Below are 24016 nucleotides of genomic sequence, written 5' to 3' on the forward strand. Positions count from 1 at the left end.
GGTGGACGAAGATGCGTTAACCTTATTTCGCCCCTGACTTGCTCCAAGGCTGTTCTCATGTCCGATACCAGATCCGTCTTTCTTGCCGCCCTCGCCTGCACGGCGCTCGTCCTGCCAATGGCGGCGGGGGCTCACTGTCCTCCCACCAAGGCTCCAGCTAAAGCCAAGTCGCACAAGGTGGTCAAAAAAGTCGTCGTCAAAAAGGCTGTCGCCAAAAAGGTCGTCGCCTGCAATTGCGCCGTCGCCGTCAAGACGGCCAGGCATGCTATTGCGCACCCGGTTCGCCATGCCGGCCCTCCGGTGGCGCATTCTGCTCCGCCGCCGGTCGATCATGCGCCCTATGTCGACACCGGCGCAGGCTATGCCGACTACGGCTCCTCGCGCGTCGTCAACCTGAATGCCGAAGGCTGGGAAAGCGCCACCTATACCTCCAGCCGTATCGTGTCGCGCCGCATAGTAACCTATTACACCTCAGGTCAGGTTTCCGGGCAGGGTGTACCGCATCCGGTCGATTGCCGTGATCCGCATCATCGCCATCATTATTGATTGTCGGCGTAACTGTAGGCACAGCACTTACGGAATTTTGTGTTTTGAGCCGGCGCCGCGGCATTTATAACTTTCGCCAATCGGATGAGATAACAGGGTTAATCGCTCAGATTTCGCCCCTGTCTCCGAGGTCGACATGTCGCACGCCCGCTTTGCCAGTCTTATCCTCGCCGTGGCCCTTGCCGCCGTCACAGTGCCAGCGGCAGCCCAGGATAGCGGCACCTACCGCGACGACCATGACAGCCATGACGACGGCCCGGACAAGGTCGACACCATTCCCTATGCCGGGGCCGATCTGGCCTACGACTATGTCAGCGGCGAATACTACCGTTACGAAGGCCCGCGCCAGCAGGACCCGCGCGCGCGCGAACAGGCCGGATATCGCGACGGCACGCTGCAGACCGCTCCTAACTACGGCTACTATGCCGGCGTAACCTGGACCGGTCGTCGCTATCATCGTGGCTGCGGATGCAATGCCTGGTACGGCTATGGCCATGGCCGCAACTATGTCTATTACGACACCAGCTATGAGCCATATGCGCGCAGCAACGGCTATTACGAACGCTATGCCAGCAGCAACAGCCATCGCTGGGGCTATAGTGATCGGCGCTACTGGGGCGGATGGGGCTATTGACATGAACGAAGATGAACGGACCGGTTAAGGGCTGTTCATGCTGTAAATGTTACACTCGTGAAATCTGCGGTGCATGTGTTCAGCCGCATATCGAAGGAGAACCGCTATGAAAATTGCTCACAAACTCATCGTTTCTGCCGTGGCGGCGGCTGCCCTGACCACTATAGCCCTGCCCGCTTCCGCGGATTGCTATCGCCGAAGCCGCGGTAGTTCCGACGGCGCGGTCGCCGGTGCGATCATCGGCGGCGCGATCGGCGGCAGCGCCTCGGATACGCACCATAAGGGCGTCGGCACGGTCGCCGGCGCCATTGTCGGCGCGGCCGTCGGCTCGTCCATGGGCCGTAACAACACGTCGTGCTACGATGATCGTTACTACAGCGATACCTACTATGACGACGGCTATCGCGACCGCTATTACGACGACGGTTATCGTTATCGCCGCACCTATGTCGAACCGCGCGGCTACGTCTATGTATCGCCACGGCCCGTCTATCGCGAGCGGTACTATTATCGTGACCGCGGCTGGCACGGTCACCGCCATCATCACCACCACCACCACGACTGGTAATCGCGTGACAGCCCCGGAGCCTTCAGGTTCCGGGGTTTTCTCTTGGCGAGATCGATCCTCGCTTGATGAACGAAGATGAACGAAGTTATCAAGGTTCGTTCATCTTGGCCTCTGTATACGGGGTGTCATGACGGCGCGGTGATCTCACCCAGCCCCAAGGACCAAAGACTTTTAATCTCGAGAGGAAACCCACATGATCCGCATGACCGCAGCCCGCAAACTGTTCATTTCAGCTTTGGCCGTTACAGCCCTGATCGGCGCCAGCCTGCCCAGCATGGCTGCGGCCGAAAGCTGCCGCGCGCAAAAGAACGACAAGAAGCGCGATGGCGCCATCGCCGGCGCCGTGGTCGGCGGCGTGATCGGTGGCAGCGCTTCGGACACGCGCCATAAGGGTGTCGGCACCGTTCTGGGCGCCGTGGTTGGTGCGGCTGTGGGTTCCTCGATCGCCAAGAACAACAGCAAGTGCCGTTATGACTACGGCTATAACGACGACTACGGCAATGACGGGTATTACGACAACCGCCGCGATGACCGCTATGACCGTGGCGACCGCTATGGCCGTGACGATGACCGTTGGGACAACCGCAACGATCGCCGCCATGATCGTCATGACCGCCGCCACAACCGCAACAACTGGTAGTCGCCGCCTGCTAAGTCTTCTGAGACAACTTAAAGCCCGGAGCGCGAGATCCCCCCGCTTCGGGCTTATTTTGTTCCGAGTTGCAATTCATCGCAACTCGGCAAGGGCGCCAAAACACGCTTCTTGGCCGCCCGAGCTAATGCGAGGTGCCATCGGGGCCGGCCATCCGGCGGCGCTTGAGCTAAAGATTATGGGTTTCGGCGCCAGGACAGCAGCATAGCGCCCCAGTAGTTCCAGATACTGCCGATCAGGGTCGCGATGATCCCCGCGACAATATAGTGAATATGAAGGTGGTCCTTCATGAACAGCGACAGGGCCAGGCTGACCAAGGCGCCCAGCGAACATGCCAGGTAAAAGGTCAGCAGGCCTCCGATCAGCGCCACGCCCTTCAAACGCTTATCCCTGAAGGTGATCAGGTTGTTGATAAAAAAGTTCCATGTCATCGACAGCCAGATAGCCACACTATAGCTGACGATATCGTCGGTGCGGAACTGAAAACGATAGATCGGTATGCGCGCGCCGTTGTTGAAGAAGGTGTGGGCGAGATACAGCACGGCGATATTGACCGCGACGCCCGTCAACCCAACCCCTGCGAACAGCACAAAGCGCGCCGGCATCAATCCGTTGGTCGCTTTTTCGACCAGCAGCGCCGCCAGATCAAGCACCACGCGAATGTCCAGTTTCGACTCGCCGCCCTGGCGCTGGCGCAGTGACGCCTTGACCTCACCGAAACGCGGCTTGCGCTTGGCGGAGGCCACGACATCGACCAGGATCTTGAAACCGACGCCGGTCAGTCGTGACCGCGCCAGTTGGTAATATTCGCGCGACATGATGAAACAGCCACTCAGCGGGTCGGTCAGCGGCGCCTTCAGCACCAGACTGGTGACCGCCGTGAAGGCCCGCGAGCCCAGTTCGCGGAACAGGCTGAGGCCGGTGTCGGCCTTGCCGATATAGCGCGACGCACAGACCAGGTCCTTGTCACCCTTGAGGATCATGTCGGCAAGTTGACGAATCGCCAGCGGATCATGCTGGCCGTCGCCGTCCATGACACCGAGGTAACGGCCCTTGGCGATGTCCCAGCCCTTGATGGCCGCTGACGACAGTCCGCGCTCATTCGTCCGGACGTGCAGGCGGACATTGGGACGCAGTTTCGCCACGGCCTCGACCTCGGCGTGGGTATTATCCTGCGAATTGTCGTCGACAACGATGATTTCGTGGCTGATGCCGGCAAGCGTGTCGCTAATCTCCTCGATCACCGAACGGATGGCCGCACCTTCGTTAAGGGTACAGATGATCAGGCTAAGCTCTGGGCTAAGCGCTGGCCCTGCGTAATTCGCATCGACCGCGGCGGAGGCGGACGGGATAGGGGTATCAGTCGACAAGCAGGGCTCCCTCGGAACAGTGATGCTCCATAATGCTTTCGGTAGCGGAAAACAATGGCGGCAGCGGAAAACAATGGGCCGGCTTGTTCCGGAGGCATGACCGGGCTACAGGGACGCAAAAACGCTGTCAGGTCTCCCCCCTATGAAGATTGCCGTAGTTCTGCCGCCGGGCTTTCGTTTCTGCGCCATGGAACCCAATTCGATCGAAACCGTTGTTCGCAGCCTGTTGTCAGGGGCAGGCGACGATGTCCGCGTCTTCTGCGAACGCGGCGCCAAGGTCCGCGACACCACACGCGTGACCGAGATCGATTCCGGGCCGGGGCGTCTATTGTACTTTTCGCGCATGGTGCGAGCCCTGAAAGCCTTCTCACCGGATTATATAGAGTTCCACCAGAAGGCGGTCTCGGCGCAGCCAGTTGCCATGGCCCTGAGGGGCGTACCCAACAGCCTGTACCGCCACAACGCTGTAAAGCCAGCAAAGAACCGGTTCGACGCCTGGCGCCTGGCCTGGCAGTTCAGCCCGTTCGACGCCTTTATCTTCGTCAGCGACGCCATACGCCGGGATTTCGCCCGCCACTATCCCGCCGTGACCAAGCCGACCTATGCCTTGCCCAATCCGATCGACGCTGACCTTTGGGCAGGAGAGCCGGACGACAAGGATCGCCATATCGTTTTCAGCGGCCGGGCAGCACCGGAAAAAGGACTGGCGCCGCTATGCGAGGGCCTTGCGGAGGTGTTGGAACGACATCCCGACTGGCGGGTAACCCTGCTGCTGAACCGCTATGAGGTGCACCAGGGCTGGACGGACCAGCAGTTGGAGGTTCTGGCCCCCGTGGCGGCGCAGGTCGAGGTCGTGAAAGACCAGCCGCTGCAAGCGGTCAAGGATGCGCTTCGACGGGCCGCCATAGCCGTCGTACCGTCGATCTGGCAGGAGCCTTTCGGACTGACCGCTTTGGAGGCGCACGCCGCCGGCTGCGCCGTTGTCTCGTCGGGCACCGGCGGCCTCCGGGAGGCCAGCGGCGACCATGCTGTCTACCTTCCGGAAGTTACCGGAGACGCGATCGCGACGGCGCTGGAAGGGCTGATAAGCGATCCGGGCCGGCGCACGACACTGGCGCAGGCAGGGCAGGCTTTCGTGCGCGAAGCGCACGCACCGAAACTGCGCGCGCGGCAGCTCGACGCCATCCGGGCCCGTATTGCCGGGATTACGCCGCCGCCTTGAGCCGCTCCAGCGCCGCCGAGAGCTTGGCCTTGCCGCTTTGTGCGTCCGCCAGCCGTTCGCGATTTTCCGCGATCACCTCTTCCGGGGCCTTGGCGACAAAATCGGGATTGCCCAGCTTGCGCTGCACGCCTTCGATCGTCTTGTCGAAAGCCGCGATATCCTTCAGCAGGCGCGCCTCCTCGGCCTTGATATCGATAAATTCGGCAATCGCCAGGTTGGCAGTGGCTTCGCCGGCGACAAAGGGCACGGAACCCGCCGCTGCAACCTCACCGACCGCGACCGACGACAGGCGGCCCAGGTACAGAATGAGGTCTTCGTGAGTGGCGACGCGGGTGCGGGTAACCTCCGAAGCACCGGTCAGGACCAGGGGCGCACGCGCCGACCCCGGCACATTCATCTCCGAGCGGATCGAGCGTATTTCGGTGATCAGGTCGATCATCCAGTTGATCTCCTCATCCGCTTCGGCGTCGATGGCGGCGGGATCGGTCTTCGGCCAGGCATGAGAAATCAACATGCCCTCCCCGCCCGTCTTGTCCCACAACTCCTCAGTGATGAAAGGCATGACCGGGTGCAGCATAACCATGGCCTGCTCCAATACCCAGGCCGTCATGGCGCGAATCTCGTTGGACTCGGCTTCGTTGTCGCCATTCAGGATCGGCTTGGCCAGTTCGAGATACCAGTCGCAGAAGACGTTCCAGACGAACTTGTACAGCGCATTGGCGGCGTCATCGAAGGCACAGGCCTCCAGCGAGGACGTCACGGCGATCAGCGTTTTCTGAACCTCGCCGCGTATCCAGCGCGACAGGGTCAGCTTCGCCTTGGCCGGATCGAAGCCGGCAATACGGCTGCACTCGTTCATCTGGGTAAAGCGCGTGGCATTCCACAGCTTGGTACCAAAATTGCGATAGCCCGCGATGCGCTTTTCGTCCAGCTTGATCGAGCGGCCGGGTCCGGTCATCGCCACCATATAGAAGCGCAGGGCGTCGGCACCGAATTCGTCGATCAATTTCAGCGGGTCGACAACATTGCCCTTCGCTTTCGACATCTTGTCACCCTTTTCATCGAGGACAAGGGCATTGATGAAGACACGCCTGAACGGCGCCTTACCGGTAAAATGCAGGCCCATCATCATCATCCGGGCGACCCAGAAGAAGATGATGTCGAAGCCGGTAACCAGGGTATCGGTCGGATAGAAGCGCTTCAGGTCGGCCGTATCCTCCGGCCAGCCCATGGTCGAGAACGGCCATAGGGCCGACGAGAACCAGGTGTCGAGGACGTCCTCGTCTTGCTTCAACGGTGTCGGTTTGCCGTAGTGCTGGGACGCCGCCTTGAGCGCCTCCGCTTCGGTCATTTCCACAAAAATGAAACCGTCAGGGCCGTACCACGCCGGAATGCGATGGCCCCACCACAGCTGGCGCGAGACACACCACGGCTCGATGTTACGCATCCATTCGAAATAGGTCTTTTCCCACGACTTCGGCTCGAACACCGTGCGTCCGTCCTCGACGGCAGCGACGGCCTCCTTGGCCAGTTCGCCGGCATTGACGTACCATTGATCGGTCAGGAAAGGTTCAATGACCACGCCCGATCGGTCGCCGTGCGGCACCATATGCTTCGTCTTCTCGACGGCTTTCAGCCAGCCCTCTTCCTCGGCGCGGGCGACAATGGCCTTGCGCGCAACGAAGCGATCCTGACCGGCATAGGGCTCCGCCGTGATCCGCGCCATCCCGTCCATGACATTGATCTGTTCCAGGTCATGGCGCTTGCCGACCTGGAAGTCGTTGAAATCGTGCGCCGGCGTTATCTTGACCGCGCCCGAGCCTTTTTCCGGATCGGCATAGTCATCGCCGACGATCGGCACACGCCGGCCGGTGATCGGCAGGGTGACAAATTTGCCGATCAGGTCCTTGTAACGCGGATCTTCCGGGTGGACGGCGACGCCGGAGTCGCCCAGCATGGTCTCCGGACGCGTGGTGGCGACGACGATATAGTCGCGGCTTTCGAAGACTTCGCGGTCGTCCTCATCGATCACCGGATGCAGGTAGCTTAAGCCATCAGCCAGCTTGTAGGCGAAATGCCAGTAATGGCCGTCGACCTCCTTCTGCTCGACCTCGAGATCGGAGATCGCCGTCTGGAACTGCGGGTCCCAGTTGACCAGGCGCTTGTCGCGGTACATCAGGCCCTGCTTGTGCAGGGTGACGAAGACCTTGCGCACGGCAGCCGAGAGACCGTCGTCCAGGGTGAAACGTTCACGCGACCAGTCGCACGAGGCGCCAAGGCGGCGCAGCTGGCGCACGATGGTCCCGCCGGACTCGGCCTTCCATTCCCACACCTTGGCGACGAAGGCGTCGCGGCCCATATCACGGCGCCCGACATTGGTGCCCGAGGCCGCCAGTTGCCGTTCGACCACCATCTGGGTGGCGATGCCGGCATGGTCGGTGCCGGGCAGCCACAGGGCCGCCTTGCCGCGCATACGCTCAAAACGCGTCAGCACGTCCTGCAGGGTATTGTTGAGCGCGTGGCCGATATGCAGGCTGCCCGTGACATTGGGCGGCGGGATGACGATGGAAAAGGCTTCCGCGTTCGGATCGTCGGTCGGGGCAAACACGCCCGACTGCTCCCACATCTTGTACAGGCGAGGTTCAACGGCGGCAGGATCGAAGGTCTTTTCCAGCATGGTCTTTCGGGGGAAAAAATAAAGGCGGCGTCGCGAGACGCCGCCTCTTATCAGGTGGGATATCGAAAATCCAGCTTAGCAGCGCAACATTACTTGCGCCTAGCGGCGGGCTTGGCGTGCAATACGTTCGACTTCGATACGTACCTGCTCTTCGACGATGGACGGCAGATGCTGGTCAAGCCAGGATTGCAACAGGGGACGCAGCAGATCACGCGTGACGTCCTCCAGGGTGCGGTCGGAGTGCGGAACCAGCAGCGAGCTGGTAAGCGAGCCAAAGGACGAGGCTGCACTCGCGGCGGTGCGTTCGCTGACCAGGGATGACATGCTGGGCTCCGGAGTATAGGCGGGTCGTGGCGCCGGTGCCGGCTCTGGTTTTACCGGCTCATAAGCTTCAATGTCGCCGATCGAAATCGAACTCGGCGCATCATAGGTTTCCGTCAACTCGAGAACATCTTCCTCGGGTTCCGGCTCAATGTAGGGTTCCGGTTCCGGCTCCGGTTCGGGCTCTGGGGCCGGCGCGGCAGCCTTCGCTTCGGCCTCCGGGGCGTCATCTTCCGAGATGATGCGACGGATCGAGGCGAGGATTTCCTCCATTGTCGGTTCGTGTGCGGATTGTTCTGCCATGTTCTTTAACTGCTGCGAATCGGATTCCAACTGAAGCCGTCGTTAGGTGACACGTGTTAGCCGTCTTTGGCAACTGTCGAGACAGGATTTCAACGGTGATTTTCGTGTCAAAGACTAATTTTTCTGTGATCAAGCGAGCCCGCACAACCGCAAGCTCGCTCCGCTATCGCGTAAAAATGCAATACGAATCAGTTGCCGCCGGCGGCCAGTCCGTCAAGGACGCGCGTGACCGGTTGCAACGGCGACCAGCCCTTGGATTTCACGTGATCGAAGTTATCCTGCGGGTCGTACAGCTCGATGTCCGGCACGAAGGCCTGGGCCGTCAAGCCGCCCATCACCGACAGCAACTGGCTGGCGGCAACATATTGCGTCCGCTGGGCTTCCAGTAACTGAAGCTGCGCCGACTTCAGTTCCTGCTGCGCGTTCAGGACTTCGATATTGGTACGCAGGCCGACCTGCTGCTCGGTCTTGACGCCTTCGGCGGCAACCTGGGCAGCACGCACCTGCTCCTCGTTCGATGTCACGGCGGAACGCGCGGCGATCATCTGCGACCACGACTGCGACACCTGGGAGACGACGCCGCGACGGGTGATCTCGGTTTGGATCTTTTGGGCATTATAGTTTTCGGACGCCTGGCGAACACGCGAGCTGTTGAGGCCGGAGCTATACAATGGCACGGACAGGCGCAGGGTCGCATTGACGGGTGTATTTTCGCCCAGGCCCGACAGGTCGTCGGTCTTGGCGGAATCGCTCATCCCGGCGCTCAGGGCAACGGTGGGGCCGTAGCCGGCCCGCGCCGTCTTGACGCGCGCCTTGGCAGCATCCTCGGCATAGAAGGAGGCCAGAAGGTCCGGGTTGTTCTTTTCGGCCATGGCCAGGGCGTCGTCGAAGCTGGCCGGCAGCCCCGGCAGCACCGGTTCCGGCTCAAGCGATATGGGTGCCTGGCCAACCACCGAAACATAGGTTGCCCGGTCGCTATCCAGTTGCGCCTGGGCCTGGGCCAGCGAAGCCGCACTGGCCGACAACCGCGCCTGGGACTGGGCGACGTCGGTACGCGTCAGCTGGCCGGCATCGAACTGCGCCTGGGTCTGGTCCAGTTGCTGCTTCAGGATATCGTAATTGTCCTGCGAAATCTTCAGGGCCTGCTGGTCGCGGCGCACGGCCGTGTAGACCTGGATGACGTTCAGCAGGACTGACGACTCGGTCGAGCGCAGATCCTGTTGCCCGGCCATGACATTGGCTTGCGACGCCCGCAGTGAACTGGTCAGGCCACCGGACGCGAAAACCGTCTGCTGCGCCGACAGACTGACCGACGTGTTGGAACGGCCCTGACCGAACTGATCCTGGTCGGTATAGCTGGTGCTGACGCCGGCATCGACCGACGGGCCGAATTGCGACTTGGTCTGGACATAGTTTTCATCATTGGCGCGTTGCTGCGCCCGGGCGCGCGCCAGGGTCGGGTTCTGCCCGTAGGCCATGGCGATGGCATCGTTCAGACTTTCGGCGTGTACGCCCTGGGCCGCCCCCAAGGCGACGCCAAGCGCCACAACCGACGCGGCGGCCAAGGCCTTTAGACCCAGAGAGCCAAAACGCTGGGAAAACGCACGTCCGAACTTGAAGCTGGTCATCAAAACACCCCGATAGAGTAGTCCGGACATTGTGCCGGTTTCGACAGGCAGAAGGGCTATGATACCAGTCTGGCCGCGAATTGGATAAACTTGTTAAGTCCCTACTGCCAGACAAATCGCATCCTGGCGAGTTAAGCTTTTTTCATTTGGCGTTTCAACCGGGGACAAGCCATCGATCCCCCATGAAGCGCGATAATTCGGCATCAGTCAGGCTCTATCCTGGCGCGACACACTGTCATCGCATGTCAGCAGCCAGCCTGAGCCTAGCCTAAAACTCAAACGACGGCGTGCGTGCAAACCCCGACAGGGTGGACGGCGACGAATCGAACACTTCGCGCTCAGAGAAACCGCCCTCCAGCCGGATGTACAACCGCGCCCTGCCGACGGCGCCATCGCGCAGAACAACGGCCAGACGGCCACCGACCTTCAGGGCCTTCAACCAGGTCGCCGGCAATTCGGCGACGGCGCCCTCGACGATAATGGCGTCATAATCGCGGCCGACTGGTGTCTTGAGATCGGCAACTTCGGTCTTGACCTCAAGCTCCTTGAGATAAGGTCCAACCACCGCCATGGTCCGCGAATCGGCTTCCTGCTCCGTCACGGTCAGACCAACGGTTGCGAGGACCGCGGCCGCATAGGGCGCTGCGAGGCACAGGGCGCTTTCGCCGACACGCGGTTCCAGGGTCTGCAGCAGCTTGGCGATGTCACGCGGCTTCATCAGCACGCGGCCAGGCGCAATGGCAACCTCCACCTCGCCATAGGCACCGAAGGCCTGCGACGGCGCGCACAAACGTTCGCGCGCCACATGACGCATGGCCAGTTGCAAAGCCGTGTCGGTAACATCGTTCACGCGAACCTGGGACTCGACCATGTTCTGGCGGGCGGCGTGAAAATCCATGGATAATTCTCTTTCAGGCAGACTCGGACAAAAGCGCCTTATCTTTATATTCATGCGCTGGAGACTGCAATCGTTCCCTGCGGCGAATTTTGCACCGCGGCATCACACAATTTGGCGGCCTATTAAATATTCCTCCCGAAATCTGCCGGAAGTGATTGCGGTGGCGCAAGCGATCTGATAGCTGAACGCCCTTCGCTCCTGAGGCCTGATGGCGGAGCGGTTACGCAGCGGATTGCAAATCCGTGTAGCCCGGTTCGACTCCGGGTCAGGCCTCCAGTTTCCCGGCTTTTCTGCTTTCGGGGTCAGCACTATGGCGGATCCCGCGGATCTGGCGGCGCGCTTCCAGAATATCGCTACGCGGTTGCTGCGCCACGCCCGCGTCATGGACGAAGGCTCCAGCCTGACCAGCGCGCAGTATTCGGCGCTCAGCACCCTCTACAGCCATCCCGACCTGCCATTGACCGAACTGGCGGCGCTCGAATTCGTCAGCCATCCGACCATGAGCCGTCTTGTCGCCAGCCTGATCGACCAGGGCCTGGTCGTACGCACGGCGGCTAAGGACCGGCGCGCCGTAGCGCTGAACCTGAGTGAGGCCGGCAAGGCCGCCTACCAGCAGGTCTATGCCAAGCGCCTGGCCATATTGCAGGCCGTGCTTGGCCGTTTGAAGCCCGAAACGGTCGCCGATATGCTGACCGTGATGGATAGCCTCATCCCTCCGAAGACATCTTGACAGTCGAAAATATGCGTAGCAATGCTACACATATTACGGAGACCTCTCATGAAAAAGCGGTACATCGCCGGCGGGCTTGGCCTCGCGGTAGCAGCAGGACTGTATCTGATGAACGCCTCGTGGCTGGCCAGGCCGCCGCAGATGACGCCGCAACTGCTGGCCCATCGCGGCGTCTATCAGCGCTACGACCGGACAGATCTCAAGCGCGACACGTGCACGGCGACGCGGATTTTCAAACCGACTCACGCCTTCCTGGAAAACACCCTGGCATCGATGAAGGCGTCGCTGGACGCCGGCGCCGATGCGGTCGAACTGGACGTGCACCCGACGACCGACGGCCAGTTCGCCGTTTTTCATGACTGGACGGTGGACTGCCGTACCGACGGTCATGGCGTGACACGCGACCACAGCATGAGCGAGTTGAAAGCCCTGGATATCGGCCACGGCTATACCTATGACGGCGGCAAGACCTTTCCGTTTCGCGGCCAATATAAGGGCCAAATGCCATCGCTGGAAGAGGTGCTGACGACGTGGCCGGACAAGCATTTCCTGATCAATATCAAAAGCAATGACGCAACCGAGGCCGACAAGCTGGACGCCTGGCTTACCGCACATCCTCAAAGCCGGCCGGAAAGGCTTATGGCCTATGGCGGCGACCGGCCGATCGCACGGTTGGCAACCCTGCGTCCGGGACTGAAGCCATTCGGCAAGACAACAATGAAAAGCTGTGGCTTTAGCTATATGGCTGTGGGGTGGAGCGGCTATATGCCCAAGGCCTGCTACAATACGGTCTTGTTCGTTCCCCAGAACCTCACCTGGCTGGCCTGGGGTTATCCGAACCGGCTGCAACAGCGCTTCACCGACGCCGGAAGCTATCTCTATCTGGTCGCGCCCGCCAAGGGTAAACTCGGTGTCCAGGGCATCACAACGCCGGAGCAATATGCCAGGGTGCCCAAGTCGTGGCGGATGGGCGTGCTGACTGATGCGGTCGAGATCATAGGTCCGCTGATGAAGCCAACGGCCGCGACAGCGAAGTCATCAGTTCATGACCAAGACCACTGAAAACCTAATACCGCCCGGCAAGCCGGGCGGTATTGGGTTTTTCCAACAGTGATCGAGTGAAGTTAAGCCGCCCGGACCGAAATGAGGAAGTTGGCGATTTCACGGCCCAGCGATTTTGAAACCTCGCTGACGGACTTGGCCTCTTCGAAGACGACGCTGGCAACCTGGCCGGTTTCGCTGGCAATATTGCGTACCGAATCGATATCGTCGCCGACGCTTTGCGAACCGACGGCCAGGTTTTCAACCGTATCGGCAATCTGGCTGGTCGCCATCTGCTGTGCGGCGACCGAGCGGGCAATATCGTCCGCTCCGGCGCGCAGTTCGCCGATGGTGTTTACGATGGCCGAGATGGCCGTCCGGGCGCCATTGGCGTCGTTCTGAATCTGCTGCACCTTGGCCGTGATTTCGCGTGTCGCCTTTTCGGTCTGCTGCGACAGGGTCTTGACCTCGGCGGCGACGACGGCAAAGCCGGCGCCGTGCTCCCCTGCCCGCGCGGCTTCGATCGTGGCATTCAGCGCCAGAAGGTTGGTCTGTTGGGCGATCGACGCGATCATGTCGACCACGGCGGTGATCTCGTCAGCGCTCTGCCCCAGGCGGGTCATCATGGCCGAGGTGGCTTCGGCTTCGGCCGAAGCGCGCGCCGAGACCTGGGTCGATTCGTGAGTCGATGCGGCGATTTCATTGGCCGTCTGCGACAGTTCCATCACCGTCGAGGCAACCTTCTGGGCATTTTGGGACGTCTGGATGGCTACGGAAGCGACCTTGCCGGCACTTTCGGACGCGGCGAAGGCTGACTGGCTCATATGGTCAGCCGACGATGTCATAGCGGTCGAGGAGCGGCTCAGGCCGTCAATCAGGCTCGAAACCTGCTTTTCCAGTTGTCCGCCCAGGGCATGCAGCGCCACGCGGCGTTCGTCGGACAAGGCGTCAGCGCGGCGGACGGCCTGTGCTTCCCGTTCGCCTTGCGAGGCTTCGCGTTCCCGCAGTGATTCGTTATCGTTCGCCAGTTGGAGCGCCGCGCGGGCTACGGATGTCGACATCATCAGCGCCGCAACGGCCACGACGCCGACAACCACGGCTACCGCCAGCAGCACCGGCTTGAGCGGATTGACACTCAACACGGCCACGACGGCAAGCCCCGCTGCAACAATGGCCAAAAGTACGCGAATCCGGAGCACTTGGGCAGATAGGGTCACGACGAATCCTCTCAAAATATTAGCTGCCAGAGTTCAGCAGCGTGGTTAATTTGTCATGAACGCGCTCTCAATCAGTTGTTCCGAAGTCAGGCCCAGCAATATTTTTCGCAGCCATTTCGCATTTACGCTTCGTTAAGCTAAATGCCGTCATAACGGCGTTGTCTTTGCTTTTTTGAAGACACCCACCATCACCAAACTTCAAAGCCCGAACCCGTTTCGGGCTTTTTTTATGGCTGATATTCGCCGCCTGTCGTGGCCGACAGGCGTCCCCGCTGAATTGTTGTGAAAATCCACACATTAAGGCTTGCCATGGGGACAAAAGCCGCGCTATACGGCCCGCCTTGCCAAGGCTTGCGCCGTTCCCCGATAGCTCAGTTGGTAGAGCAGTCGACTGTTAATCGACTTGTCACAGGTTCGAGTCCTGTTCGGGGAGCCAAGGCACCTTCATAAAAAATTGAAACGATAACCACGACGCCTCCCGAGGCGCGTGGCTTTTTTGCATATTACGGCCTCGCCACTGATTTTTTCCTTATCTCGAACGCGGCGATAGTGAACCGACACAAAATCGGGGGCACCGCTTCATGCTCGGTACCATCCTCATCGTTATCCTGATCCTGGCCCTTGTCGGCGCCCTGCCGAACTGGCCGCACAGCACACGGTGGGGGTTATGGTCCATCCGGCGGGCTCGGTGTTCTTCTGGTTATTGTCGTCATTTTGATACTTTTGGGAAGGATATGATATGAACAGCGTCTCTGCCACTGACCGCCTGTACAGCGCACCAAGACCTAACCGGCATGCCGTATTCCCCACGGTGCTGGCTTTGCTCGCCATGATCCTGGTCGCCGTTACCGCCGCCCTGTATATCGACATGCCGCGAACCTCCGGCCAGGCGTCGTCGCCCCGCGCCGAAGAGACCGGCTATCAGCCGGACAGCACTGAGCCGCCCGTTATGGACGCCCGTCTCGAGTCATAAGCGCTGCGCAGTCTTATCCCGTCTGGAATTTGCCGCGAAGGCCGTGTTATAAAGCGGCATCGCTCTTTCAGGTAAGTTTCATGCTGCGTTACGACTCGATCACCGCCACCCCGGCCTCCGACTATCCCTTCCGCAATCTGATCGGCGCGGATATCCTGCCGCCAGATCTCGAAGACCAGATTGCCAGCGACTTTCCGCAGATCAACAAGACCGGCTATATGCGCCCCGAAGATTTTCCCATGGGCCCGGCTTTCAAGGCTCTGCTGGACGAGGTGCGCAGCGAAGGCTTCGCCCGGGCGATCGGCGACAAGCTGGGGGTCGATCTGGTTGGCAAGCCGACGTGGGTGACGGTCCGTAAATGGTCGGCGCTGAAAGACGGTCGGCCGCACACCGATGGCGCGGACAAGCTGGCCTCCGCCCTCATCTATCTCAACCGCGATGGCGCAAGCGGCGGCAATCTCCGCTTCCTGGAAGGCCCTGATCAGGCCGGCCTCGGTACCGCCGAGGTTAATCCCGGCTATGGCCACTTCATCGCCTTTCCGCGCCTCGACAATTCGTGGCACGGCCACGCACCGTTCGAGGGCGAGCGCCGCGTCGTGCAGATTGCCTGGCTGGTCAGCGAAGACGCGGTCGCGCGCAAGGCCAAACGGCATGGCGTCACGGAATTCCTGAAAAAGCTGTTTTCGTCGTCGAAGCGGCAACAAGACGAGATGATGTAGGCCTACGTCCGGATCTTAAAAAACCAGAGTTGTCTGGACACCGCCGCCGGGCAAGGCCCAGTCGACGCGCCATCCGTCCGGCAGGCGTGTGATCTGATCGGCGGCCGTTGGCAGGGATATGGTGATGGTGTGTTGGGCACGATCGCTGCCGGCTTCGATGGCCAGGTCCAGTTGAACGGGGGGCGCTGACGGCGGCGCGATCTGCGACATCAGGTGGTAGCGCCCGGTATCGTCGCTTTGCGCCCGGCCGATGATCACGCCCCCTTGAACGAGATTGACCGTCCGCCCGGCCTCGACCTTTCCCGCTACGGCCAATCCGCCGGCACCGTCATAGTCGACCACCGCCATGATATTCTTGTCGTCGCCCAGGGAAAGGCTGGCGCCGCCGGGGTGCAAGGTCACGGCCTTGTTCGGCTCCCCCGTCGGCACGAACAGGCGGCCTTCCGCGCTCAGCGAACGGCCGAGATCATCCATTTCCAGATCATACAGGCCACCGACGGGCCCCGGTGGCACGTCGAACTTGAACCGGCCCTTCGAATCGGTCGGCGTCGCGTCGCTGCGGCCCGAATATTTGATGTGGACACGGCCATCCGGAGTCGCCTGGCCAATCACAACGACCTTCCCGCCCTGCTGCGTGACTTCAGTGATCCGGGGCGCACGGGTATAGCCCTTTTTGCTCAGCGCCTCGCTATCTTCATCGGTTACCGCATTGCCGGCGGGATGACAGGCGCTCAACAATAACGCCAGGACCGGGAGGACGGCAAATTTCGCGGCAGGGGATTTCAAGACAAATCTTTTCACGTTGAAAGCACTATCCACTTTTCGATTTGATAAATAGCGGCTTAGATAGCCGTTGCGCAAGAAAAACGAAGCAAGTTACAACCTGTCATGTGTGTGAGGTCGTTCTATGTCTGTTGCCAAGACTGAAATAAAATCCGTCTGCGTCTATTGTGGTTCCTCCTTCGGATCCGATCCGGCCTATCGCCAGGCGGCGCTGGACCTGGGTCAGGTCCTTGCCGGGGCAGACTTGCGCCTTGTCTATGGCGGCGGCGGCGTCGGCCTGATGGGCGAAACCGCCCGCGCCGTTCACGATGCCGGCGGCAAGGTGCTGGGCATCATGCCGCAATTCCTGCGCAGCCGCGAGCTTCTGTATGACGACGTCGAGACGCGCGTGGTGACCAATATGCACGAACGCAAGATGATGATGTTCGAAGAAGCGGACGCCTTCGTGGTCCTGCCCGGCGGGGTCGGTACCCTGGAAGAGGTCATCGAACTGATGTCGTGGCGACGCCTGGATCTGCACAAGAAACCGATCATCTTCCTCAATATCAACGGCTTCTGGGAACCGCTCTTCACGTTGATTGAGCACACGCTGAAAAGCCAGTTTACGCCGGCCAGCTTCCTGAACACCTATATCAGCGTCGATACGGTTGAGGATGTGTTGACCGCCATGGCCGGCCTGACCGCCGTCGACGTCGATATCGATACCCGCCGGCTGGTCTAGAGCGCAATCCGATAAAGTGGATGCCACCGCACGGGCGGCCCCGTTTTCGGTTAAATTGCGCGACAAAGCAAAAACTTAGGGCGAAATGACGATTCTACCTAATGTCATTTCGCTCTAATCAGGACGGCGTCCAATTCAGGCACCGCTTCACCGAGTCGACAAGGACGGCCCTGCGCACATTTGGGCCGAATAGAACTACGCCCCGGCTGCACTCCACAGCGTCCTCCGCCAGGGGCTGGCGGATATTGACCACGACCTGGGCGCCGTCATAGGCCCTGACCAGCAACCGGGCCTCGCGACCGTCCGTCGTCCATTGCATGCGGCCGGCCACCGGGACGAAGTTGATCCCGGCGTCCAGGTGCTCCCACGACTCCGTGGTGTCGACGTCATCGCCCAGGCGGTCCTCTCCTGCCGACGGGCGATAGGCCACTGCCACGGTCATGTCGTAGGTCTCACCGCCATTGCCAATGCGATAACCGAGGCGCTGGGGAAAATGGCCGGTAAAAGGCGGCGCTGCGGCAGTGTCGCCAACTGGATAATCGACCGCGATGATCCAGCCGCGGTCGAAGGCGATATTACACCGTACAGTATTGCACTCGGCAAACCTTGTCCGCGAACTGCACCGCCCGGATGGCAACACCTGCCAGGGCTCACAGCCGGTTGCCCGCGCCAGTTGGATGAAGCGGGGCTGCGCCCGGTCCGGTCGTGCGGCAAGATCCAGATCGCCGGTGCGCAGGCCATGAACCAGGACAGGTCCATACGACAGGGCGCCCCAAAACGCTCCCAAGCACACAGCCATGCACAGCGCAAACACGGCCGCGCTGATCACGCCTGTCCAGAGTGTCGGGTCGCGTTTAGTCATGCTGCTCCTTCGCAGTTGCGAGGAAGCCTATATCAGATGGACGCAAACACAAACATGCACGCTGCACATTTGCCTGAACGGCCGTTACGCCCCGAATGCCGTTATGACAAAGAGCGGACCCAGATATTGCGATAGCGGATCGGGTTGCCATGATCCTGCAGCCGGATCGGCGCGCAGCCATGCGCGACATAGGGCGGATGGCCGATCCATGCCGTCGGTCCCTGGATTTCAAAATTGTTCTGGACCAGAACGCCGTTATGCAGAACGGTGACACGGCCCTTCGAGGTCACGACACCGGCGGCGTCGAACTTCGGCGCCGTATAGATGATGTCATAGGTCTGCCACTGGCCCGGAGCGCGTGAGGCATTGACCAGAGGGATGGACTGTTTGTAGATCGAACCGGCTTGGCCGTTGACATAGGTCGCGCTGTTATACGAATCCAGCACCTGGACCTCGTAGAGCTCCTGCAGGAAGACACCGCTGTTGTTGCGCTGCTGGCTGGTCAGTTCCTTGCCGTTCTTGTCGGTCGTCGTGGTCGGTGTCGACCACTCAACATGAAGTTGGACATCGCAGAAAGACTGCTTGGTACGGATGTCACCCGTTCCCGGGTGAACCGTCATGGCGCCATCGGCCACGTCCCATTTGGCTGGGCCGCCGCTGACGCTTTCCCAGGCCCCCAGGGCACCGCCATCGAACAGGATACTTGCATCCGACGGCATGCCGCTTTCGGGCACGTCGACCTTTTTCGGCACGGGCGACCAGACCTCGGTAGCGCGGGATTTTTCCTCGTCCGTCTGGGCTGAGGCCGTGCCGGCCAGCGCCAGCAGCCCCAGGGCGATAAGTGACGTCATGCGCATCTTTGATACTCCCAGGTGATGGTTTTGGTTTCGCCGTTCATCGTGCCTTCGATGGCGGCCTCCAGCGCATCCGCGCCCTTGCTGCGATAGATGACCCGTTGCGGGAAGTCGTGCGCCTTGTTCTCAAAAACGATCTCCTCCGCGGTTTGGCGAATGGCGGCGAAACTGGTCGGCGTCTGCTGGAAGGGCTCGGCGAAATAGGTCAAAACGCCGTCAACGGCGGCAATGCGAGTGAATTCATAGTCGCGTAACTGGCCCGCCTTGACCGTCCGCCCGGTCCCCAGCATCACACCACCGGCCGGCTTCAGCCATTGCTCCTCGACGACGCGTTCGCCCTTGGTCTCGACCCAGCAGCCCGACAACCAATGCAGGTCGCTGATGTCGCCGGCCTGGGCCGATTGAGTCATGAACGCCAGGAACACAACGCCCGCAATCAGCCCTACCCTCATGGCGCTTCCTTTTTTGCTAGCCGCCCGGTCTTCTAACCACCAAGTCTTTGGACGATCCTGTCACGTCCGATCAGGAAGCTCAAGACCCCCATGTCCGGGCCGTGATCCATGCCGGTCAGGGCCTGGCGCAGCGGCATGAACAGGGCCTTGCCTTTCGCGCCGGTCGTTTCCTTGATCGCAGTTGTCCAGGCGCTCCACGACTCGCGGCCATAATCGGCCGGCAATACTTCCAGAGTTTTCGAAATGAAAGCAGCATCCTCGACGCGCGGCACGATGTCACCGGCAACGATATCACGCCATTGCGTCACTTCATCGAATTTGGAAATGTTTGCCTTGACCGTATCCCAGAACAGTTCCCCCAGGTCGGCGCCAAGTGCCGCCAGGCGCGGCTGCGCGGCCGCATAAGGGGTTGCTTGCAGAACGCCAGCGTTCAAACGCATCAAATCGTCAAAATCATAGCGCGCCGGCGCACGGCCCATCTTGCCGAAGTCCTGGCCTTCGACCAGGGCATCCAGTGACGGTGCAGCTTCGAGCGCGTCCGACGTACCGATCTTTGCCAGGTGCGAGACTATGGCCAGCGGCTCCAGACCGTCATCGCGCATCTGGGAAATCGACATCGAACCCAGGCGCTTGGACAAGCCCTCCCCATCCGCCCCGACCAGCAGCGGCATATGTGCGAACGCCGGCAGAGTCTGACCGCCGAAGAATCTCGTCAAGGCTTCGAATATCTCAATCTGCGTGCCAGTATTGGCGACGTGATCTTCGCCGCGGATGACGTGGCTGATCTTCATGTCGAGGTCGTCGACCACTGACGGCAGGGTATAGAGGAAGGCGCCGTCCTCGCGGATCAGGACCGGGTCTGACATGGATGTGGTGTCGACCTCGCAATGGCCGCGGACCAGGTCTTCCCAGGCGACGCGCTTGCCATCGAGCTTGAAGCGCCAGTGCGGCTTGCGGCCCTCGGCTTCCAGGGCAGCGCGTTCTTCCGCGCTCAGGTTCAGGCCGGCCCGGTCATAGACCGGCGGCAGGCCGCGCGACAGCTGCACCTTGCGGCGGCGGTCCAGCTCCTCAGCCGTTTCGTAGCAGGCGTAAAGGCGGCCATCGGCCTTCAGCGCGTCGGCGCACTTTTGATAGATGTCGAAACGCTTCGACTGGTTGTAACGCTCGTCCCAGACGAGACCCAGCCAGGTCAGATCGGTCTCGATCAGGTCTTCGTTTTCCTTGGTCGAGCGTTCCAGGTCGGTATCGTCGATACGCAGCACGAACAGGCCTTGGTGCTTCTTCGCAAACAGCCAGTTGACGAGGGCAGCACGGACATTGCCGGCGTGAATGCGGCCGGTGGGCGACGGAGCGAAGCGAACCTTGACGGTCATGATAGGGAGTCTCTGAAGGCGTAAGAAAAACGGAGACACCCCATACGCCGTGCGCGCCGGGTTTTAAAGAAAAAACAGACAACCGTGGGGACTTCGCTTGTCCCTCAGCCTCAGTCGTCCCGGTGGACTCGTTCCGAACGTTCGTGGCGTTCCTGGGCTTCGATGCTCAGGGTCGCGGTCGGGCGCGCTTCGAGACGGCCCAGGCCGATCGGCTCACCCGTCTCTTCACAGTAGCCGTACGAACCGTCGTCGATACGTGAAATGGCTTCGTCGATCTTCGAAATCAGCTTGCGCTGACGGTCGCGCGTGCGCAGTTCCAGGGCACGGTCGGATTCGGAAGAGGCCCGGTCGACGAGATCGGGGTGGTTCTCCGTTTCCTTTTGCATGACATTGACGGTTTCCTTGGCGCCACGGAGGATCTCGTCCTTCCAGGCATTCAACTTGGCGCGGAAATAGGCCAGTTGACGTGCACTCATATAGTCTTCGTCCTCGGATGGACGGTAGGCTGTGGCCAGTTCAGGCACATTACTTGACGGCATAAGCTTGTTCGACCCCAAATATCTAACACCAAATCCGCTAAAACGTGCCTTCACAGCACATTCCGCTGGTACCGCAGCAAGAACAGTACCACCCGCACCGCCGCACGGATTTTTGCGGCTTATAGTGTGCTGCGCCTACCCTGTGAAGCGAATTTGCGTTCGCTGCACTGCGATATTTTTAAAGGATTTGTGTAAATTTTTCATGCTCAGCCACTTAGCCAAGCCATTTCACTACCTGAGCATGCACTTGTCGGCCCTGATCACATCAGCCGCCGCTTGGCCAATTCGACAAACGCTCGGGTCTCAATCTCATTGAGCACGCCCTGCAGACGGTCGTCGTCGATGTCCTCGCGATGTTCGGCGATCAAGGTCTGCAGGCGTAACAGGGCATTGTCGTCGATATCGCCGGACAGGACACTGACCTTGAGATCATCCAGTGCATCGAGCATACTGTGCGAACGCTTGATCTGGCGACGGCGGCGGCCGGTCAGGACATCTTCATCGCCTTGCAATGCCAATAGGGCGTCGACTCCCATCATGCCCAGTGCCGCCGAAGCCTGTGCGGTCGCGGCCGATCTGGGCGCGCCGGCGGACTTGCCGAGCGAAAAGTCACTGCCCGTGCGCTTCATCCCGCCTGCACTGGCCGGGACACTCATGCCGGTTGCCGAATTGATCTTGAAGGTCATTTACGCACCTGGGAATCTGGCCTGAATTTCGAATATGGCGCACATTCTGGCGTCTGGGGACCGTCTACTACGACCCATAGTTTAGTCGCGCAATTAATCCGAAAAGTGCACCACTTCATGCGCGACACTTTTCGGATTGCGCTTGTAGGCCATTATTGCCGCCTTCGGGTAAGCGAAGCCTTAACGCCCCGGCAATAATTTCCGCGCATTTTGCCGCCTCGCGCTGGACGCTGGCAAGCCATTGACTCTACACGCAAAATTTATCCACAGGGATTGGCACGAAAATCGCTTACTCGTAGGGACTTGAATAGTTAACCGCGAGTGGTGCATGCGCAAGATATGGAAATCGGCTCTGATGGCAGCGGCTCTGGCCACGCCCCTGTCGCTTGCCGTCGCGGCGCCCCAGGCGATGGCGGGTTCGCGGATCAAGGATATCGTCGACGTCGAGGGCGTACGGTCCAACCAGCTGGTCGGTTACGGCATTGTCGTCGGGCTGAACGGCACGGGTGACACGGTGCGCAACTCGCCGATGGTGAAGCAGAGCACGGAAGCCATGCTGGAGCGCCTGGGGGTCAATGTCCGGGACGCGGATCTTAATACCAAGAACATTGCAGCGGTCATGGTCACCGCCGAACTGCCGCCCTTCTCGGCTTCCGGTTCGCGCCTCGACGTGACGGTATCGGCCATGGGGGACGCCAAGAGCCTGCTGGGCGGCACACTACTGGTCACACCGCTGATCGGCGCCGACGGTGAAGCCTATGCCGTGGCGCAAGGCACCGTCCAGACCGGTTCCATCTCAGCCGGCGGGGCGTCCGGGTCATCGGTCACCAAGGGCGTGCCTACCGCCGGCCGTATCTCGTCGGGTGGCATCATCGAACGTGAAACCGGCTTCGATTTCAACAGCCAGGCCACTCTGCGCCTGACCCTGCACAACCCGGATTTCACGACCGCCCAACGGATTGCCGCCGCCATTTCAGCCCAGTATCCGGGCACGGCGGTCGCCGAAAACCCGTCCATCGTCGCTATCCGCCCGCCAGCCGGGCAGAACATGATGAACTTCGTCACGGCCATCGAACCCCTGACCGTCGATGTCGACGAATCGGCCCGAGTGGTGATCGACGAAGTCAACGGCGTCATCGTCATGGGTGAAAACGTCCGCATCTCGCGCGTTGCCATCGCCCAGGGCAATCTGACCATCCGCATCGACGAACAGCCTGATGTCAGCCAGCCGGCGCCCTTCTCGCGTGGTCAAACAGCAGCGATTCCCAACAGCAACATCACGGTCGACGAGGAAAAGGGCAAGCAACTGATCCAACTGGGCGGCGGCTCGTCCCTGTCCGACCTGGTCGCCGGCCTCAATGCCCTGGGCGTCAGCCCGCGCGACATGATTTCGATCCTCCAGGCAGTCAAGGCCTCCGGCGCCCTGCAAGCCGATATTCAGGTTATGTGATCATGGACACCAACGCCCTTCTCACCCTTCAAGCCGCCCAGAGTCAGGCCAGTGCAGCGACCCAATCGCGCCTGGCTGGAGCGGCTCACGCCGCCGGGCAATCTCCGAACGACGCCAAGAATGCCAAGCTCGGTAAGGACTTCGAGACCATGTGCCTGTCCAACCTGCTATCGCCCATGTTCGACGGCCTCAGCACCGATGGTCCGTTCGGTGGCGGCCAGGCCGAAGCCTCGATGCGCTCATTCTATATCGACGCCATCGCCAAGAACATGGCCCAGCGCGGCGGCATAGGCATATCCGACATGATGCAAAAACAACTTCTCAAACTGCAGGAAAGCGCCGCCTGATGGCCCTCTCAGCTCACACTCCGTCCGACCGCGCCCGCCAATTACTGGCCCTGACCGCTCGCCTGGCCGACCGGCTGTTGCGTGATACTGCCGTCCTGGAAGCCCACAGGCCTCAGGATCTGCATGCCGACGTCCAGGAAACCCAGCAACTTTCGAACCTTTACCGACTGGAATCGGCGCGCATCAAGGCGGATCCGTCCCTGCTGTCCGGCCTGACGCCGGACGAAAAGAAGGATCTGCGCGAAGCCACCATCGTGTTTCAGGAACGCCTGCATCGCTACGAACACGCGGTCATAGCCGCCAAGACCGTCACCGAGGGCATTATCGCCGCCGTCGCCGAGGACCTAAGCCGGCTGCGCAATCAGGCGGCAACCTACGGCGCACGGGGCCGGACTGCGGATATTGGGCCGCAATCGATGAACTTCGTCCGCAGTGCATGAGCATGAAAAT

General features: G+C 60.8%; 26 protein-coding genes, 2 tRNA genes and 1 pseudogene. 16 read left to right on the plus strand and 13 right to left on the minus strand.

Annotated elements, in window-relative coordinates:
- The first annotated feature begins 57 nt into the window (after window positions 1-57).
- The 4 genes from AC1DXO_RS17375 (at window position 58) to AC1DXO_RS17390 (ending at window position 2388) form a co-directional block, all read left to right on the plus strand.
- Window positions 58-546, plus strand: coding sequence for a hypothetical protein (locus tag AC1DXO_RS17375; RefSeq protein ID WP_476979429.1), 489 nt, complete (start codon window positions 58-60; stop codon window positions 544-546).
- A 136-nt stretch (window positions 547-682) separates the two neighbouring features.
- A complete protein-coding gene (locus tag AC1DXO_RS17380; protein ID WP_476979430.1) occupies window positions 683-1180 on the plus strand; it encodes a hypothetical protein in 498 nt (165 codons plus the stop codon).
- Window positions 1181-1286: 106 nt separating this feature from the next.
- Window positions 1287-1748 (plus strand): glycine zipper domain-containing protein, encoded by a 462-nt coding sequence (locus AC1DXO_RS17385; RefSeq protein ID WP_476979431.1) that lies wholly within the window; start codon window positions 1287-1289, stop codon window positions 1746-1748.
- A gap of 193 nt (window positions 1749-1941) precedes the next feature.
- A complete protein-coding gene (locus tag AC1DXO_RS17390) occupies window positions 1942-2388 on the plus strand; it encodes a glycine zipper 2TM domain-containing protein (protein ID WP_476979432.1) in 447 nt (148 codons plus the stop codon).
- 188 nt (window positions 2389-2576) lie between these two features.
- On the opposite strand, the gene AC1DXO_RS17395 is transcribed toward AC1DXO_RS17390, so the two are convergent.
- A complete protein-coding gene (locus tag AC1DXO_RS17395; RefSeq protein WP_476979433.1) occupies window positions 2577-3770 on the minus strand; it encodes a glycosyltransferase in 1194 nt (397 codons plus the stop codon).
- 142 nt (window positions 3771-3912) lie between these two features.
- Between AC1DXO_RS17395 and AC1DXO_RS17400 the strand changes: the two genes are divergently transcribed.
- A complete protein-coding gene (locus AC1DXO_RS17400) occupies window positions 3913-4992 on the plus strand; it encodes a glycosyltransferase family 4 protein (RefSeq protein ID WP_476979434.1) in 1080 nt (359 codons plus the stop codon).
- On the opposite strand, the gene AC1DXO_RS17405 is transcribed toward AC1DXO_RS17400, so the two are convergent.
- From AC1DXO_RS17405 to AC1DXO_RS17420, 4 genes are all read right to left on the minus strand, one after another.
- On the minus strand, window positions 4976-7669 hold the full coding sequence (locus tag AC1DXO_RS17405; protein WP_476979435.1) for a valine--tRNA ligase: 2694 nt from the start codon (window positions 7667-7669) through the stop codon (window positions 4976-4978). The two genes, AC1DXO_RS17400 and AC1DXO_RS17405, sit on opposite strands and share 17 nt — an antisense overlap.
- A 99-nt stretch (window positions 7670-7768) precedes the next feature.
- Window positions 7769-8293 carry a PopZ family protein gene (locus AC1DXO_RS17410; RefSeq protein ID WP_476979467.1) on the minus strand — a complete coding sequence of 175 codons (525 nt, stop codon included), beginning with the start codon at window positions 8291-8293 and terminating at the stop codon, window positions 7769-7771.
- 188 nt (window positions 8294-8481) lie between these two features.
- A complete protein-coding gene (locus tag AC1DXO_RS17415; RefSeq protein WP_476979436.1) occupies window positions 8482-9921 on the minus strand; it encodes a TolC family outer membrane protein in 1440 nt (479 codons plus the stop codon).
- A 268-nt stretch (window positions 9922-10189) separates the two neighbouring features.
- Window positions 10190-10819 carry a protein-L-isoaspartate O-methyltransferase family protein gene (locus tag AC1DXO_RS17420; RefSeq protein ID WP_476979437.1) on the minus strand — a complete coding sequence of 210 codons (630 nt, stop codon included), beginning with the start codon at window positions 10817-10819 and terminating at the stop codon, window positions 10190-10192.
- Window positions 10820-11021: 202 nt separating this feature from the next.
- Here AC1DXO_RS17420 and AC1DXO_RS17425 point away from each other — a divergent pair.
- The 3 genes from AC1DXO_RS17425 (at window position 11022) to AC1DXO_RS17435 (ending at window position 12611) form a co-directional block, all read left to right on the plus strand.
- Window positions 11022-11095 (plus strand) — tRNA-Cys (locus AC1DXO_RS17425).
- Between the two features lie 34 nt (window positions 11096-11129).
- A complete protein-coding gene (locus AC1DXO_RS17430; protein ID WP_476979438.1) occupies window positions 11130-11549 on the plus strand; it encodes a MarR family winged helix-turn-helix transcriptional regulator in 420 nt (139 codons plus the stop codon).
- 48 nt (window positions 11550-11597) lie between these two features.
- Entirely contained in the window at window positions 11598-12611 is a 1014-nt protein-coding gene (locus AC1DXO_RS17435; protein ID WP_476979439.1) for a glycerophosphodiester phosphodiesterase family protein, read from the plus strand.
- 62 nt (window positions 12612-12673) lie between these two features.
- Here AC1DXO_RS17435 and AC1DXO_RS17440 read toward each other — a convergent pair whose 3' ends face one another.
- A complete protein-coding gene (locus AC1DXO_RS17440; protein ID WP_476979440.1) occupies window positions 12674-13807 on the minus strand; it encodes a methyl-accepting chemotaxis protein in 1134 nt (377 codons plus the stop codon).
- Window positions 13808-14167: 360 nt separating this feature from the next.
- Here AC1DXO_RS17440 and AC1DXO_RS17445 point away from each other — a divergent pair.
- From AC1DXO_RS17445 to AC1DXO_RS17460, 4 genes and pseudogenes are all read left to right on the plus strand, one after another.
- Window positions 14168-14243 (plus strand) — tRNA-Asn (locus AC1DXO_RS17445).
- Between the two features lie 145 nt (window positions 14244-14388).
- Window positions 14389-14545, plus strand: a pseudogene (locus AC1DXO_RS17450) (DUF3309 family protein).
- Window position 14546: 1 nt separating this feature from the next.
- Window positions 14547-14780 carry a hypothetical protein gene (locus tag AC1DXO_RS17455; RefSeq protein WP_476979441.1) on the plus strand — a complete coding sequence of 78 codons (234 nt, stop codon included), beginning with the start codon at window positions 14547-14549 and terminating at the stop codon, window positions 14778-14780.
- Window positions 14781-14860: 80 nt separating this feature from the next.
- Complete coding sequence (locus AC1DXO_RS17460) at window positions 14861-15499, plus strand: 2OG-Fe(II) oxygenase (protein WP_476979442.1); 639 nt, start codon at window positions 14861-14863, stop codon at window positions 15497-15499.
- A gap of 15 nt (window positions 15500-15514) precedes the next feature.
- Here AC1DXO_RS17460 and AC1DXO_RS17465 read toward each other — a convergent pair whose 3' ends face one another.
- Window positions 15515-16285 (minus strand): hypothetical protein, encoded by a 771-nt coding sequence (locus tag AC1DXO_RS17465; RefSeq protein WP_476979443.1) that lies wholly within the window; start codon window positions 16283-16285, stop codon window positions 15515-15517.
- Between the two features lie 121 nt (window positions 16286-16406).
- On the opposite strand from AC1DXO_RS17465, the gene AC1DXO_RS17470 reads away from it, so the two are divergent.
- On the plus strand, window positions 16407-17003 hold the full coding sequence (locus AC1DXO_RS17470; protein WP_476979444.1) for an LOG family protein: 597 nt from the start codon (window positions 16407-16409) through the stop codon (window positions 17001-17003).
- A gap of 118 nt (window positions 17004-17121) precedes the next feature.
- On the opposite strand, the gene AC1DXO_RS17475 is transcribed toward AC1DXO_RS17470, so the two are convergent.
- From AC1DXO_RS17475 to AC1DXO_RS17500, 6 genes are all read right to left on the minus strand, one after another.
- Window positions 17122-17865, minus strand: a complete 744-nt coding sequence (locus AC1DXO_RS17475) for a hypothetical protein (RefSeq protein WP_476979445.1) — start codon at window positions 17863-17865, stop codon at window positions 17122-17124.
- A gap of 101 nt (window positions 17866-17966) precedes the next feature.
- Entirely contained in the window at window positions 17967-18716 is a 750-nt protein-coding gene (locus tag AC1DXO_RS17480; protein WP_476979446.1) for a 3-keto-disaccharide hydrolase, read from the minus strand.
- Window positions 18713-19171: a DUF6265 family protein gene (locus AC1DXO_RS17485; protein ID WP_476979447.1), complete on the minus strand. Its 459-nt coding sequence runs from the start codon at window positions 19169-19171 to the stop codon at window positions 18713-18715. The genes AC1DXO_RS17480 and AC1DXO_RS17485 overlap by 4 nt, the downstream gene beginning before the upstream one ends.
- A gap of 32 nt (window positions 19172-19203) precedes the next feature.
- Window positions 19204-20544, minus strand: coding sequence for a glutamate--tRNA ligase (gltX, locus tag AC1DXO_RS17490; protein ID WP_476979448.1), 1341 nt, complete (start codon window positions 20542-20544; stop codon window positions 19204-19206).
- Between the two features lie 110 nt (window positions 20545-20654).
- Window positions 20655-21083, minus strand: a complete 429-nt coding sequence (gene dksA, locus AC1DXO_RS17495) for an RNA polymerase-binding protein DksA (protein WP_476979449.1) — start codon at window positions 21081-21083, stop codon at window positions 20655-20657.
- A gap of 260 nt (window positions 21084-21343) precedes the next feature.
- Window positions 21344-21769: a flagellar assembly protein FliX gene (locus AC1DXO_RS17500; protein WP_476979450.1), complete on the minus strand. Its 426-nt coding sequence runs from the start codon at window positions 21767-21769 to the stop codon at window positions 21344-21346.
- Window positions 21770-22124: 355 nt separating this feature from the next.
- On the opposite strand from AC1DXO_RS17500, the gene AC1DXO_RS17505 reads away from it, so the two are divergent.
- From AC1DXO_RS17505 to AC1DXO_RS17515, 3 genes are read left to right on the plus strand one after another with little or no spacing between them, the layout of a single operon-like run.
- Complete coding sequence (locus AC1DXO_RS17505) at window positions 22125-23219, plus strand: flagellar basal body P-ring protein FlgI (protein WP_476979468.1); 1095 nt, start codon at window positions 22125-22127, stop codon at window positions 23217-23219.
- Between the two features lie 2 nt (window positions 23220-23221).
- A complete protein-coding gene (locus tag AC1DXO_RS17510; protein WP_476979451.1) occupies window positions 23222-23566 on the plus strand; it encodes a rod-binding protein in 345 nt (114 codons plus the stop codon).
- Window positions 23566-24006: a flagellar basal-body protein FlbY gene (locus AC1DXO_RS17515; RefSeq protein WP_476979452.1), complete on the plus strand. Its 441-nt coding sequence runs from the start codon at window positions 23566-23568 to the stop codon at window positions 24004-24006. Before AC1DXO_RS17510 ends, AC1DXO_RS17515 begins: the two co-directional genes overlap by 1 nt.
- The last annotated feature ends 10 nt before the right edge of the window (window positions 24007-24016 follow it).

The sequence above is a fragment of the Asticcacaulis sp. P2_C5 genome (assembly GCF_056404555.1).